Here is a 14,364-nt window from a genome sequence, read left to right on the forward strand (position 1 = left end):
GCAACCAGCCGCACGGCCAATGCCGGCACGCGCGCGGGCGGCGGGTGCCGCACCAGGCGCACCATCCCTTCCAGCACCAGCCCATGCAGCAGCAGCGACGCCGCGAGCAGCCAGCCGAGGCGGCGGTACGGATGCAAACGGGGGGGCTGGCTCATCCCGCTAGTGTAGCGCAGCGCCTGCGCCCGACCCAGCAGCGGCTGCGGACGGCCTCAGTCGCCGATGCGGCCGCGCTGGAGCAGGAGCGTGATCTCGCCGGCGGGCAGCGGGCGCGCAAAATAGAAACCCTGCACCACCGCGCAGCCCGCACGGGCCACGAACTCCACCTGCGCGGCCGTTTCGGCGCCCTCCGCCACCACGCGCAGGCCGAGCGAACGCGCCAGCGCGATCACCGCCAGCGCGATGGCGCCACCCTGGCCCTCGCAGTCCTGGACGAAGCTGCGGTCGATCTTCAGCTGGTCGATGGGGAAGCGCTTGAGGTAGGAGAGGGACGAATAGCCGGTGCCGAAATCGTCGATCGACAGATGGATGCCGGCCTGCTGGATCTGGTGCAGCAGCGCGATGTTGGCGTGCACGTTCTCCATCAGCACGCCCTCGGTGATCTCCAGTTCCAGCAGCTGTGGCGGGAGCCCGGTGGCGGCGAGCACGCGCCGGATCTCGTCCATCAGCCCTTCGTCCTTGGTCTGGCGGGCCGACAGGTTCACGGCGATGTGGTCGACGCCCGCGAGCAGGCCCGCAGCGCGCCACGCGGCGGCCTGGCGGCAGGCCGCCTCCAGCACCCAGCGGCCGAGCGGCACGATCATGCCCGATTCCTCCGCCAGGGGAATGAACTCGGACGGCGGCACCGCGCCCAGCCCGGGGCAGTCCCAGCGCGCCAGCGCCTCCAGGCCGACGATCCGGCGCGTGGCGACGTCCACCTGCGGCTGGTAGTGCAGGTGCAGCTCGCCCGCCTGCAGGGCGCGGCGCAGCTCGGCCTCCATGCGCATGCGCTTGTGCGCGCGCGCCGCCATGTCGGAATGGAACACCTGGAAGTCGTTCTTGCCGCGGTTCTTGGCGTGGTACATCGCGGTGTCCGCCGTGCGCACCAGGCTGCGCGCATCGTCGGCGTCGCGCGGATACTGGCTCACGCCGACGCTGGCCGTCACGTAGTGCTGCTGTCCTTCCAGGTCGAACGGCGCCTGCAGGGCAAGCAGGATCCTGGCCGCCACCTGTTCCACTTCCGGATCGCCCGCGCCCTGCTCGACGATGACCACGAACTCGTCGCCGCCCAGGCGGCAGATGATGTCGGTGGCACGCAAGGCCTGCTGCAGGCGCGCCGCCACCCGCTGCAGCAGCAGGTCGCCGCGATCGTGCCCCAGCGTGTCGTTGACCACCTTGAAGTTGTCGAGGTCCAGCAGCAGCAGGCCGACGCTGGCCTGGTGGCGGCGCGCCCGCGCCATCTCGAATGCCAGGCGCTCATTGAATTCATTCCGGTTCGGCAGGCCCGTGACCGGATCGACATGGGCCAGGAAGTGCAGGTGCGCTTCCGCGCGCCGCACCGCTCCGCGCATCGAGGCCACCAGCAGCCAGGCCAGCGCCAGGGAGCACAGCGCCACCCCGAGCGTCAAGCCGGCGTAGGTGGCCAAGCGCGTATACAGGCCGTCCAGCGAGGCACGGATCGCCACGTAGCCGATGGGCTGCCCGTTCACCTGCACCGGTTCCACCACGTCCAGCTGCTGCCAGCTGAAGCTGTGGCCGTGCGCCAGCAGCTCCGCGCCGGGAGCGGGCGGCGCCACACCGCCCGTGCGGTAGCTGGCCAGCGGCCGCATGCCGCTGCCGAAGATGGCCGCGCCGGTGACACTGCGCGCGTACACGAGGGCCTGCAGGGTTTCTTCGCCCGCGCGGCTGTCGCCGAACATCAGGGCCGCGCTACTGTTGCTGCCGATGATGCGGGCTTGCGTGCGCAGGTCGTCCACCAGTGCCCCGCGCAGCGAGACGTACTGGTATCCGATCAGGGCCAGGCTGGCCACCAGCAGCGCGGCGCCGGCCGTGATCATGTTGACGAGGGTGAGCCGGCGGCCCAGGACGCGGGGCGTGTTCATTGCACCGTCCTCGCAAGGCGCAGCAGCTTGGAGCTGAGGTTCAGGCGGGCCGTGCGCGCCGCACCCAGGACGATGTCGAAGGCCAGCCGCTGGTTCTCCATCTCCAGGAAGATCACGGCGCCATCGCTGCCGATGCCGCGGTCGTCGCTGACCGTCAGCACCGCGCTCCCAGCCAGGTCGCGCTTGAGCTGCGCCCAGCGTTCGCGGTCCCCCGCGTCGAGATACAGCAGGTGGCAGTCGCGCAATGTGGCGGGCGTCGGCTTGATGCTCACCTTGTGGCCGTTGACCACCTTGTCCGCCAGCTGCGCCAGCACGGGGTAGAGCGCCGCCTTAGCCCGGGCGCATACGGTCAGCGGCGCATTCGCTGGCAGCGTTTCGGCGGGCCACTCTGTGAACACGGCGAAGTTGAATATGAAGGCGGCCTTCATGTCCGGCTCCGGCACCGGATCGGCCAGCGCCGGCCGTGGTACGGGAACGGTGGCCAGGACCAGTACCAGGATGGCGAAGGACAGGGGCAGGCGCATCGGTCAGAAACTGTGCGCCATGCGGACCGACAGCGTGCGGCCATCCTGCGGGATGGCGGACTGCCGGTGCTCGAACGAGGCCGGGTCGGCATAGCGCCGGTCCAGCAGATTGGTCGCGGTCAGCGCCACCTCGGTGCCGTGCCCCAGGCTGGCCGACACCAGATTGAGATTGATCACCGTGAAGCCCCCGGCCACACCGGCGAGCGCGCGGCGCGGTCCGACGTACTGGGCTTCCAGACCCGCGCGCCAGTCCCGCCATGCGGGCAGCTGGGCGTTGAACTTGGCGAGCGTGCTGGGCGAGTTGACCTGCGAGGCATCGGCCTGCGTGCCGGGCAACACCCGCATCGCCGGGGTCCGGGAGCCCTGGCGCGCTGGCGCCGGCCACTGGATCTCGTCGCTGGCGTCGAACCGGCTGGCGCTCGCGCGCAGGCTGGCGCCGCTGCCGAAGTGATGCTCGTACTCGAGCCCCACGCCGCGCACCGAGGCGCTGCCCACATTGAAGAAGCGCGGCAGGCCTTCCTGCGGATCGATCAGCTGGGTGATCAGGCCATCGACGCGATTGCGGAAGACGGTGGCGGTCAGGCGCGCGGCGTCGCCGAACTCATGGACCAGCGCCAGCTCGTGCGAGCGGATGCGCTCCCGGCCCAGCGCCGGATTGGCCAGCTGGCCGCCCTCGCCGATGTATTGGTAGTACTTCTCGTAGCTGTTGGGCGCGCGGTAGGCGGTCCCGGAGATGAGCTTCACGGTGGTGGCCTCGGACGGCTGCGCGATCAGCGCGACGCGCGGACTGGTGACGCCGCTGGCGCCGCTGTGGCGGTCATGGCGCAGGCCTGCGTTCAGCAGGAGACCGGGGCGCAGGGTCCATTCGTCCTGCAGGTACACGCCGGCGCGGCTGCCCTGCCGGCGGTCGTCCAGGTAGAGAGCTTGCGGATCGGTGTCGTAGTTCTGCTGCAGCATGCGCGCGTCGCGCTGCAGGTCCACGCCCGTGACCAGCTTGTGGCCGGGGTAGCGCCGCACGATGGCTTTCAGTTCCAGGCCCGCCCACTGGCTCACGGTGGAATCGTGGTTCAGGGTCGCGCTGCTGTCGTAGACGTAGCTGGCGTTCGAGGTGGCGCGGGCGGCGAAGGCGTGCAGGTCCAGCCGCACGCCGGTGGCCACGGCCGTGTTCCAGGTCAGGTCCAGCTGGACCTGCGCGTCGCGGGTGCGGGTGCGGCCATCGTTGAACGGCTGCTCCCAGGCTGCCGTCGGGATGCCCTTGATGCGTTCGGCAGCCAAAGCCGTCAGGTGCAGCCCGCCGTAGGTGGCGCTCGCGTAGAGGTGCTTGACCGACTCGTGGTCCAGCCCCTGCGCCACGCCATGGTTCTGGTCCGGCGTATCGAACTCGGGGAAGTACAGGTCGCGCCCGGTGCTGCGGGTGGTGGATGCGGACAGCAGCCAGCGGCCGCCGCCGGCGTCATCCCAGCCAGTGCTGGCCTGGGCCCGCCGGTACCCCGCCTGGCCCGCCGCCAGCGCGGCCTGCGTGCCCGCCACCACGCCCGGGCGCCGCGTCACCACGTTGATGATGCCGAAGAAGGCGTTCGAGCCATACACGGACGAACCCGGCCCCGGCACGAACTCGATCCGTTCGATGAGTTCCAGATCGAGCGGGAACTCGCCGCCGATGGGGGCCTGGTCGTACACCACATCGTTGACGCGCATGCCATCGATCTGCAGCAGGAAGCGCGTGTTGTAGTCGCCGGGCCGCAGGAATCCGCGTTCGCCCAGGTAGCTGTAGTTGCGGTCGTAGTTGACGTTCAATCCGCGCACGCTGCGCGCCACGTCGGCCAGGGTGCGCCAGCCATAGGCCCGGATCTCGCTGGCGCCGATCACGATCACGGTGGACGGGGCGTCGCTGGCGCGCTGGGCGAAGCGTGAGGCGCTGTACACCTCCAGCCCCACCAGGCTTTCGAACGGGAGGGCGGTCAGGTCACGGGGCGGATCGTCGGCGGCCTGCGCCGTGCCGCCCAGGAGAGCGAGGCTGAAGCTGAGTGCCCGCAGGCGGAGCGCCCGCGGGCTGGTCTGGTGAGTCGGGGGCATGGACCGGCGCGGCTCGGCAAGGGACTGCTCCGCCACTTGTGTTTTCTATGTGAAAGATTGTGACACTCGCGCGAAATCCTGCCCAGAAGATTCCGCTTTAAAGTGGCGTACAGACAACAAGTATTACCGGCGGGCTAAGAAGTAGCCATCGAGGATGCTGCCGATCCAGCAGACGATCAGCACCGCGCTGAGGACATCGGTGGCGCCCCCATGCAAGGTGCCCTGGCGCGAGATCTCGGTGGCGATGGCGGTGGGATCCAGCGGGATGCGGCCGTCGGCAAGGCGGTCGGCGATGCCGCTCGCGGTGTCCAGCACGCGCTGCATCAGCACGAACAGGGCCACCAGCGACGGCGCCAGGAACAGCAGCCCGCGGCTGGCGCGCTTGAGGTAGATGTGGCCTGCGCCGGGAAAGACGAAGGCATTCAGGAGGGAAGCAGCGAGGGCGCGGTTCATGGCCGTGAATCTACCATGAACCGCGCCCCCGTCCGAGTACCCAGTGCCGCGCCGTGCTTACTCGTAGTCTTCGATCGGCGCGCAGCCGCAGAACAGGTTGCGGTCACCGTAGACGTTGTCCGCGCGGCCCACCGGCGGCCAGTACTTCTTCTTGCGCAGCGATGCGACCGGGAAGGCCGCCACTTCGCGCGAGTAGGTGTGCTTCCAGTCGTCGGCGGTCACCACTTCCGCGGTGTGCGGGGCGCCCTTGAGCGGGTTGTCCATCTTGTCGTACTCGCCGCGCTTGACCTTCTCGATCTCGGCGTGGATGGTGATCATCGCCTCGATGAAGCGGTCCAGCTCCGCCTTGGATTCCGATTCGGTCGGCTCGATCATCAAGGTGCCCGGGACCGGGAAGCTCATGGTCGGCGCGTGGAAGCCGAAGTCCATCAGGCGCTTGGCCACGTCCTCGTTGCTGATGCCCGTTTCATCGGTCAGCGGGCGCAGGTCCAGGATGCACTCGTGCGCCACCAGGCCGTCGTGGCCCGTGTACAGCACCGGGTAGTGCGGCGCCAGGCGGCGCGCGATGTAGTTGGCGTTGAGGATCGCGGTCTCGGTGGCTTCGGTCAGGCCCTGGCCGCCCATCATGGCGATGTACATCCAGGAAATCGGCAGGATCGAGGCCGAGCCGTAGGCCGCCGCGGACACCGCGCCGATGCCGGTCGCGCTGCGCTCATAGCCGGTGGAGCGCTGGTTCGGCAGGAACTGCGCCAAGTGGGCGCCGACGCCGATCGGGCCCACGCCCGGGCCGCCGCCGCCGTGCGGGATGCAGAAGGTCTTGTGCAGGTTGAGGTGCGAGACGTCGCCGCCGAACGAGCCCGGTGCGGCCACGCCGACCAGCGCGTTCATGTTGGCGCCGTCGATGTACACCTGGCCGCCGTGGCTGTGCACGATCTCGCACAGTTCCTGGATGCCTTCCTCGAACACGCCGTGGGTGGACGGGTAGGTCACCATCACGCAGGCCAGGTCATTCGAATACTGCTCGGCCTTGGCGCGCAGGTCGCCCAGGTCCACGTTGCCGTTCTCGTCGCAGGCCGTGACCACCACCTTCATGCCGACCATGCTGGCCGAGGCCGGGTTGGTGCCGTGCGCGGACGAGGGGATCAGGCAGATGTTGCGGTGGCCTTCACCGCGCGCCTGGTGGTACTTCTGGATCACCAGCAGGCCCGCGTACTCGCCCTGCGAACCGGCGTTCGGCTGCAGCGACACGGCCGCGTAGCCGGTGACGGCGCACAGCATCTGTTCCAGCTGGTCGATCATCTCGCGGTAGCCGACCGACTGGTCGCCCGGCACCAGCGGGTGGATGCTGGAGAACTCGGGCCAGGTCACCGGGATCATTTCGGACGTGGCGTTGAGCTTCATGGTGCAGGAGCCCAGCGGGATCATGGTGCGGTCCAGCGCCAGGTCCTTGTCCGCCAGCGCGCGCAGGTAGCGCAGCATCTCGTGCTCGGCGTGGTAGCGGTGGAAGGTCGGGTGGGTCAGGTAGGCGCTGGTGCGGCACAGGGCCTTCGGGAACTCCGTCTCGACGGCGGCTTCGATGGCGTCGAAGTCCGGCGCGGACTTGCCGCTGCCTTCCGCGAACACGGACCACAGCGCGGCCAGGTCTTCACGGGTGGTGGTCTCGTCGAGCGAGATGCCGACCTGGCCCGCGTCGATGTGGCGCAGGTTGTAGCCCTTGGCGACGGCGGCGGCGTGCAGCTGCGCGGCGCGGTCGGTCACCACCGTGATGGTGTCGAAGAAGGTCTGGTTGGCCAGCGTGTAGCCCAGCTGCTCCAGGTTGGTCGCCAGCACCGCGGTGTAGCGGTGCACGCGCTCGGCGATGCGCTTCAGGCCTTCCGGGCCATGGTAGACGGCGTACATGGACGCCATCACCGCCAGCAGCACCTGCGCGGTGCAGATGTTAGAGGTGGCCTTCTCGCGGCGGATGTGCTGCTCGCGCGTCTGCAGCGCCAGGCGGTAGGCCTGGTTGCCCTGCGAGTCCACGGTCACGCCGACCAGGCGGCCCGGCATGGAGCGCTTGTATTCGTCCCTGGTCGCCAGGTAGCCCGCGTGCGGGCCGCCGAAGCCGAGCGGCACACCGAAGCGCTGCGAGTTACCGACCACCACGTCGGCACCCCATTCGCCCGGAGGCGTCAGCAAGGTCAGGGCCAGCAGGTCCGCGGCCACCACGACCATCGCGCCGGCGGCATGCAGCCTTTCCACGGCGGCGCGGTAGTCGCGCACCTCGCCGTTCACGCCCGGATACTGCAGCAGCACGCCGAAGCAGGACTCATTCAGCGAGCCCACATCCTCGGCCTTGATGGTGCGCACTTCGATGTCCAGCGGCTTGGCGCGCGTCTCGATCACTTCACGCGTTTGCGGCAGCACGTCGTCGGCCACGTAGAACACGTTGGAGGCGGACTTGCCGACGCGCTGGATCAGCGTCATCGCTTCCGCCGCGGCGGTGCCTTCGTCCAGCATCGACGAGTTGGCGATGCCCATGCCGGTGAGGTCAGTCAGCACCTGCTGGAAGTTGAGGATCGCTTCCAGACGGCCCTGCGAGATCTCCGGCTGGTACGGCGTGTACGCGGTGTACCAGGCCGGGTTCTCGAAGATGTTGCGCAGGATGACCTTGGGCGTGTGGGTACCGTAGTAACCCTGGCCGATGAAGGACTTGAGCACCTTGTTCTTCGAGGCGATGCCTTTCAGCTTGGCCAGGGCCGCTTCTTCCGGCATCGGGTCGTAGAATTGGCCGAGTTCCAGCTTGCTCTTCTTGCGGATGCCGGCCGGGACGATGGCGTCGATCAGCGCGGCGCGCGAGGCGTAGCCGAGGGTGTCGAGCATCGCCTGCTGTTCGGCGGCGGAAGGGCCAATGTGGCGCGGAATGAAGGAATCGCGGGCTTCGAGTTGGGAGATGCTGGTGCGGGTCATGGGCGGGACTTTTGGCGGACGTGTTGGGGACGGCGGGAACTGCGGTGGCCCGCGCAGCGCTCGTGCTGCACTGCGTTGCGCGGGCCGGAAGGGTCAGTGCTGCTTAGCCGGTGATCTTGCCGTAGGCGGCGGCGTCGAGCAGCTTGTCGACGGCGCCGGCGTCGGACGGCTGCAGCTTGAACAGCCAGGCATCGTAGGCGTTGGCGTTGATCGAATCCGGCGCGGCGGCGGTGGCGTCGTTCACGGCCACCACTTCACCGGAGACCGGCGCGTAGATGTCGGAGGCGGCCTTCACCGATTCCACCACGGCGGCGTCGTCGCCGGCGGTGAAGCTCTTGCCGACCTTCGGCAGCTCGACGAACACGATGTCGCCCAGCGCGTCCTGCGCGTACTCGGTGATGCCGACGGTCAGGGTGCCGTCAGCTTCCTGGCGCACCCACTCGTGGGACTCGGTGTATTTCAGGTCGGCTGGGATGTTCATGTATGGGCTCCAGTGTGGTGGTGGTTGGTGCGGGAAGTATATTCGCTTACGAGGCAAGGACCTTGCCGTTGCGGACGAAGGGCAGCTTGACGACCGAGGCGGCCAGCTGCTTGTCGCGGATCTCGACGTGGACGGTATCGCCGACCTGCACATCCAGCGGCAGGCGCGCCAGCGCGATGGCCTGCTGCATGGACGGGCTGAAGGTGCCGGAGGTAATTTCGCCGGTCTTGCCGGAGGCCGCGATGACTTTCTGGTGCGCGCGCAGCACGCCGCCTTTTTCGCGCAGGATCAGGCCCACGAACTGGGCGTTCTGGCCCATGCGCTGCAGCGCGGCCTTGCCGATGAAATCGCGCTCGGAAACGAGGTCGATGGTCCAGGCCAGGCCCGCGTCGAGCGGGTTCACGGTTTCATCCATGTCCTGGCCATACAGGTTCATGCCCGCTTCCAGGCGCAGGGTGTCGCGCGCGCCCAGGCCCGCGGGCTTGACGCCGGCGGCGGCCAGCGCCTTCCACAGCGCTTGCGCTTCGGTGGCCGCGACGGCGATCTCGAAGCCGTCTTCGCCGGTGTAGCCGGTGCGGGCGACCATCACTTCGCCGAACTGGGTGCCGCCCACGAACACCGCGTTGAAGGGCTTCATCTCCTCCGACGGGGTGCGGGTCTGGGGCATGACTTCCCACACCTTGGCGCGGGCGTTCGGGCCCTGCACCGCGACCAGCGCCAGCGGGTCGTTGCCGTCGCGGCGCTGGGTGATGGTGACGTCGCTGCCGGTGCCTTCGTTCTGGGCGCGGATCCAGGCCAGGTCCTTTTCGGCGGTACCGGCATTGACCACAAGGCGGAACCAGTCTTCGCGGAAGAAGTAGACGATCAGGTCATCGATCACGAAGCCGTCCGGCGACAGCATGCAGGAGTACAGGGCTTTGCCCGGGACTTTCAGCTTGTCGACGTTGTTGGCCAGCAGGCCGCGCAGGAAGGAACGCACGTTGGCGCCTTCCAGGTCGATCACGCACATGTGGGAGACGTCGAACATGCCTGCGTCCGAGCGCACGGCGTTGTGCTCCTCGATCTGCGAGCCGTAGTTGACGGGCATGTCCCAGCCGCCGAAATCGACCATGCGGGCGCCGGATGCGCGGTGGAGGGAATTGAGCGGGGTCGCTTGAAGCGTCATGGAATCCTCGGAGCACGATAGGTTCAGGGGAGGGCGCACAGTGCCATGCGATCGCTCCCCGCCGCCCATCTGTCCTTGGTACCTGAGAGATAGCGGCAGGCCGCACGCCCCTTCGGTGGGCCGCTGGCTGCGCCGCGGCCGCTCTCCAGAGTTTGGGCCGAATATCGTCGGCCCCTGACCGGTCCTTTTGCCTGAGAGTTTTTGGGTGTTGCCCCTTCGGCGCCTGCGCGGTGTTCGCCGGGGGGCGAAGGTGGGCAGGGCTCTCCCGATCAAGACTGCGGAGGATATGCCAGGCGTGCCTCCCTGTCAACCTGGGAGAGGCGGCCCGGTTGGCCCCGCACTATTGGATCGGGCACCGGCGCTCGCCAGGAATGTCTTTGCTAGAATGGACTCATCCTATTCTGAGGGCCGACCATGAGCGAAGAAAAAGAGACCAAGGAGACCGAGGCCTGGTTCACGCTGTCGGGCGACGTGAACAGCGACATGGTGCACCGGGTGTTCGAAGCCGCCTCCGAGATGACCGAGGACGGCATTGAGGTCGCGCACGTCCTGCTGCAGTCCAACGGCGGCTATGTCAGCGATGGCCTGTGCATCTACAACTACCTGCACAACCTGCCGATCGAATTCGTCTTCTATAACGGCGGCGCGGTGGCGTCGATCGCCTGCACCGTGTTCCTGTCCGGGCGGCGCCGCTATTGCAGCTCGACCGCGCGCTTCATGGTGCACAAGTCGCACGCCACGGCCTCGCCGGGCTCGCGGCCGGATGCGCTGTCCATCATCGTCGAGGGCCTGCGGGCCGACGATGCGCGCACCGAGGAGATCCTGCGCGGGCACGTGACGCTGACTGAAGAGCAGTGGCGCATCCACCAGCACGCCGACCTGCACCTCAATTCGCACGACGCGAAGGTGGCGGGGATGGTCGATGAGATCAAGGATTTCGCGCCGCCCAAGGGCCAGCGCGTACGGAATATCTGAGGGCTTGCCGCGGCCTGCGGCGCACGCCGGGACCGGGAAGAGGGCGGCCGCGGGCTGCGGTGCCTGGTTGGCCCCCGCAGGCGCGGGAGCGGTGTGCATGAAAGGCTCCCGCGGGCGCGGGAGCGGTGTCCTGTTCTGCTTTATTTCACTGCTTATCAGCGTTCGCGGCGCAGCTTGCGCCCCGAGTGCGATCCCATCTCCGCGTCCAGCGCTTCCCAGGTGTCGTCATTGACATCCAGGCCGCCCTGGCGCATGGCGCTCCGCTCCGACGAAATCGAACCCATCGATCCCGACTGGCGGCTGCCCGCACCTTCGACGTCCGGCTCGGCGCCCGGTTCGCGCATGCCTTGCGCGTCGCGGCCGGAGCCACGGATCGTGGAACGCTTCTGGATGTCTTCCTGGTCTTTCCTACGCGATTTCATATCAAGTCCTCCTGATGGGTGGTGGCCGAAATCCGGGCCCGGGGTCAGTGTAGGATGAATTTCAGATATTGAAAGAACTTCTTACACTGCATGAATCTGCAAAGCAAAGCCCGCCGCGGACCCAGGCCACGGCGGGCTTTTTTCTGGCTCAGTAGTGCCTTGGAACGGCAGGCGCCGGATCAGCGCTTCTTGTCGTTCTTGTGGCTTTGGCGGCCCGCCTCGGCGTGCTGCTCCGGGGTGCCGCCGCGGGTGCCGCTGCCGCTGCCGCTGCCGGCGCTGCCTTTCGAGCCCGACTGCTTGTTGCCGTCGTTCTTGTGGCTCTGGCGGCCGGCTTCAGCGTGCTGCTCCGGCGTACCCCCACGGGTGCCACCCGAAGCGGACTGACGGTTGCCGGAACTGGACGAACGGTTGGACGAAGACGATTTGGCCATGATGGTTTCCTTTCAATGGGTATGTCATTGGTCGGTTTCACGCATCGACACCCAGTTGTGAAACCGTTCCAGTGTTACGGAAATGTTTCACAGCTGCGTTATCGATGTGCCCATCATGCGAGTGTGACAGTGCAGCGGGAATCAGATTTCTCCGTGACCCAGTGTAGGAATGCAGGCCATGGGTTTGAAACCTTTTTGTGGGTTAACGCGGGGACGATGCGGCACTGATGGGGGAGGGTGCGGCGTGCGGAGACATGGGGCGTGCCGCGAACTGCTCTGGTGTGGGCGAATCGTGATGGAGGCAGGCCGCACGGACCCGGCGTCCGCGCGGCGCCCGCGCTTCAGAATTCTTCCCAGTCCGGCGGCGCGCCCGCAGTGGCGGGGCGTTTGACCAGCGGGGCCGGGCGCGGGGCGGGGCGCAGCGGCACCACGTTGTGCTGTTCCGGCATGGCGGGCGGCAGCGGGGTCGTGACCAGCGTCAAGGCAGGGCGCGGGTCGCCGCGGTCCGCCAGCCGGAAGCCCGCGGTGGCGCGGGCGAGACTGTCAGCCTGTTCCTGCATGGCGGCTGCGGCCTCGGCGGCCTCCTGGACCAGGACGGCGTTGCGCTGGGTGGTCTGGTCCATGTGTGAGATCGCCTGGTTGACCTGCTCCAGGCCCACGCTCTGTTCGGCGCTGGCGGCGGCGATCTCGCCGATGATCCCGGCCACCTGCTTGATGCTGGCGACCACCTCGTGCATGGTGGTGCCCGCGCGGTCGGCCAGCTCGGTGCCGGACTGGACTTTGCCCACCGAATCGTCGATCAGGGTCTTGATTTCGCGGGCGGCCCCGGCGGTGCGCTGGGCCAGGTTGCGCACTTCCGCGGCCACCACGGCGAAGCCGCGGCCCTGTTCGCCCGCGCGGGCTGCTTCCACGGCGGCGTTCAGGGCCAGCAGGTTGGTCTGGAAGGCGATCGCGTCGATGACGCTGATGATCTCGGCGATGCGCACCGACGATTCGTTGATCGAGGCCATGGTCGCGACCACCTCCGCCACCACGCTGCCGCCGCGCTCGGCCACGGCGGAAGCGCCTCCGGCCAGGCGGCTGGCTGCCTGGGCGTGGTCCGCATTCTGGCGCACGGTGGCGGTCAGTTCGTCCATGGACGCGGCCGTCGTTTCGAGCGAGGCCGACTGCTCCGAGGTGCGGGCCGACAGGTTGCCGCTGGCCTTCGCGATCCCGGCGGCGCCGTTGGTGATGCAGGCGGTCCCCTGGCGCACGTCGGCCACCATGGTGGTGAAGCGGTCGTTCATCTGCTGCATGGCGTCGAGCAGTTCGCCCGCTTCGCCGGTGGCGGCCGGCACGCTGCCGGCCAGGTCGCCTTCGGCCAGCCGCAGCGCGGTGCCGAGCGCCTGGCGCATCGGCAGGCCGGTGGCACTGGCCAGCCAGATCGCCACCATGGTTGCCGCCAGCGCACCGCCGGCCGGCAGCAGGATCAGCCAGCCCTCGATGCCGGTGAAGGCCGGAATGGTGCCGAGCGCGAAGATAATTGCAGATGCGACAAACACTTTGGTCGGAATGTCCAGCGGGCGCGCGAGTTTCATTGTTGGTCCTTCTCAAGTTTTTGGCGAGGCGACCGACTCATGGTAGGGAAAGTTCAGGGCGCGCTTTTGTGCAACATCAAGGCCGACCACCCCGTTGCACAAAAGCGAGTGTGTGAAATACGCAAAAAACCGACGTTTCTTAGCTGAACGCTATTGCCTTACGGAAATAATGTGACAGAATAGGGGAAACCCAGACCGAGCCATGCATATGGACACCGATACCCACACCACGACGGCGGAACGGAAAACGCCGAAGGGCGCGCCCACCCAGCGCGAACTGCTGGACGCGCTCGTCGGTATCGCCATGAAGCATGCCAATGAGCATTTCATGGACTGCGTGGCGCGGCTGGTGACGGCGCTGCAGGATGTGTCCGATCCCGGCATCGAGGCGCGCGCGGTGCACCAGCGTATGAAGGCGGGTAATGTGTTGAAGGCGAACTCGTACGCTTTCTTCCACCTGGTGTCGACCGGGCTGGAGCTGGCGATCCGCAAGGAGCTCGACGTCCTCGCGCCCACGCTCAAGAAGAAGGTCGCGGCGAATGCGGCCAGCCTGTCGCTGGTGCCGTATGAGGAGATGGACAGCAAGATTGCGTTCGGCTCCCTGGCGCGGCCCTTCGACATCAAGTATTCCGATGAGCTGGCCACGCTCAATGTGCGGCTGGGATTGATGCTGGAGCGTGACATCCTGCGCATGGGCCAGAATCCGTTCCGGCCGGAAGTGGTGTTGGCGGCCATCAATCAGGCGTGGGTGGAATTCGAGCCGGACGCGGAATCGCATCCGCTGCTGGCGCCGGTTCTGAAGCCGGACACGCTGTTCGACCTGGCCCCCATGTATGCCGAGCTGAATGGCGCGCTGCAGCGCAAGGGCAAGCAGCCCGATTCCATGGACGGGCTCAGGATCCGCAAGACGCGGCACGCGGCGGCGCAGAAAGCCGCCAAGGCCGGCAGCCAGGAAGCGCTGGCGCAGCAATTGCGTGCGCTGTTCGGCGATGCGGGCAGTGCCAAGGCGCCTGCCGGCGCGGATGCCGGTGCCGTGGCGGCTGGCGCTGGCGAATTCGACATTCCCCTGATTCCTGATCTGCCGAGCCTGCCAAAAGGCGAGGGCGGCTGGCGCCCCAGTGCCGCTGGCGCCGCCTTCCAGAGCGTCGCCCAGCCGCTGCCGGCCGCGGGCCCGGCTGGTGGTCTGGCATCGGCCACCGCCGCAACCCCGTCTGCTCTCGGTCAGCCGTTTAG

12 protein-coding genes and 2 riboswitches are annotated in these 14,364 nt (G+C 67.9%); of the genes, 2 read left to right on the forward strand and 10 right to left on the reverse strand.

The genetic code is table 11. The features are described 5' to 3' along the window. Window positions 1–209: 209 nt before the first annotated feature. The 7 genes from E4L96_RS04765 to gcvT all read right to left on the reverse strand — a co-directional run bounded on the left by E4L96_RS04765 (window position 210) and on the right by gcvT (window position 9,726). A complete protein-coding gene (locus tag E4L96_RS04765) occupies window positions 210–2,078 on the reverse strand; it encodes a putative bifunctional diguanylate cyclase/phosphodiesterase (RefSeq protein WP_135206081.1) in 1,869 nt (622 codons plus the stop codon). Further along, window positions 2,075–2,602: a YfiR family protein gene (locus E4L96_RS04770; protein WP_135206082.1), complete on the reverse strand. Its 528-nt coding sequence runs from the start codon at window positions 2,600–2,602 to the stop codon at window positions 2,075–2,077. Before E4L96_RS04770 ends, E4L96_RS04765 begins: the two co-directional genes overlap by 4 nt. Before the next feature lie 3 nt (window positions 2,603–2,605). Next, a complete protein-coding gene (locus tag E4L96_RS04775; RefSeq protein WP_135206083.1) occupies window positions 2,606–4,678 on the reverse strand; it encodes a TonB-dependent receptor plug domain-containing protein in 2,073 nt (690 codons plus the stop codon). A 123-nt stretch (window positions 4,679–4,801) separates the two neighbouring features. Next, window positions 4,802–5,131 carry a DUF6677 family protein gene (locus E4L96_RS04780; RefSeq protein ID WP_135206084.1) on the reverse strand — a complete coding sequence of 110 codons (330 nt, stop codon included), beginning with the start codon at window positions 5,129–5,131 and terminating at the stop codon, window positions 4,802–4,804. A gap of 57 nt (window positions 5,132–5,188) precedes the next feature. After that, window positions 5,189–8,080: an aminomethyl-transferring glycine dehydrogenase gene (gcvP, locus tag E4L96_RS04785; protein WP_135206085.1), complete on the reverse strand. Its 2,892-nt coding sequence runs from the start codon at window positions 8,078–8,080 to the stop codon at window positions 5,189–5,191. A gap of 103 nt (window positions 8,081–8,183) precedes the next feature. After that, entirely contained in the window at window positions 8,184–8,561 is a 378-nt protein-coding gene (gene gcvH / locus E4L96_RS04790) for a glycine cleavage system protein GcvH (protein ID WP_135206086.1), read from the reverse strand. A 46-nt stretch (window positions 8,562–8,607) separates the two neighbouring features. Next, entirely contained in the window at window positions 8,608–9,726 is a 1,119-nt protein-coding gene (gene gcvT / locus E4L96_RS04795) for a glycine cleavage system aminomethyltransferase GcvT (protein WP_135206087.1), read from the reverse strand. A 59-nt stretch (window positions 9,727–9,785) separates the two neighbouring features. After that, window positions 9,786–9,885: riboswitch (glycine riboswitch) on the reverse strand. A 10-nt stretch (window positions 9,886–9,895) separates the two neighbouring features. After that, window positions 9,896–10,004, reverse strand: a riboswitch (glycine riboswitch). Between the two features lie 136 nt (window positions 10,005–10,140). Here gcvT and E4L96_RS04800 point away from each other — a divergent pair. Beyond that, the gene (locus E4L96_RS04800; RefSeq protein WP_135206088.1) at window positions 10,141–10,701 is read left to right on the forward strand and encodes an ATP-dependent Clp protease proteolytic subunit; all 561 of its coding nucleotides are present in this window, start codon (window positions 10,141–10,143) and stop codon (window positions 10,699–10,701) included. Between the two features lie 155 nt (window positions 10,702–10,856). Here E4L96_RS04800 and E4L96_RS04805 read toward each other — a convergent pair whose 3' ends face one another. The 3 genes from E4L96_RS04805 to E4L96_RS24650 all read right to left on the reverse strand — a co-directional run bounded on the left by E4L96_RS04805 (window position 10,857) and on the right by E4L96_RS24650 (window position 13,131). After that, window positions 10,857–11,123, reverse strand: coding sequence for a hypothetical protein (locus E4L96_RS04805; protein ID WP_135206089.1), 267 nt, complete (start codon window positions 11,121–11,123; stop codon window positions 10,857–10,859). A 179-nt stretch (window positions 11,124–11,302) separates the two neighbouring features. Next, a complete protein-coding gene (locus E4L96_RS04810) occupies window positions 11,303–11,554 on the reverse strand; it encodes a hypothetical protein (RefSeq protein WP_135206090.1) in 252 nt (83 codons plus the stop codon). Between the two features lie 341 nt (window positions 11,555–11,895). Next, entirely contained in the window at window positions 11,896–13,131 is a 1,236-nt protein-coding gene (locus E4L96_RS24650) for a methyl-accepting chemotaxis protein (RefSeq protein ID WP_135206091.1), read from the reverse strand. Window positions 13,132–13,339: 208 nt separating this feature from the next. On the opposite strand from E4L96_RS24650, the gene E4L96_RS04820 reads away from it, so the two are divergent. Next, window positions 13,340–14,364 (forward strand): DUF1631 family protein (locus E4L96_RS04820; protein WP_167758601.1); only part of this gene is annotated, 1,025 nt, incomplete at its 3' end.

The organism is Zemynaea arenosa (genome assembly GCF_004614185.1).
Taxonomy (GTDB): domain Bacteria; phylum Pseudomonadota; class Gammaproteobacteria; order Burkholderiales; family Burkholderiaceae_D; genus Telluria; species Telluria arenosa.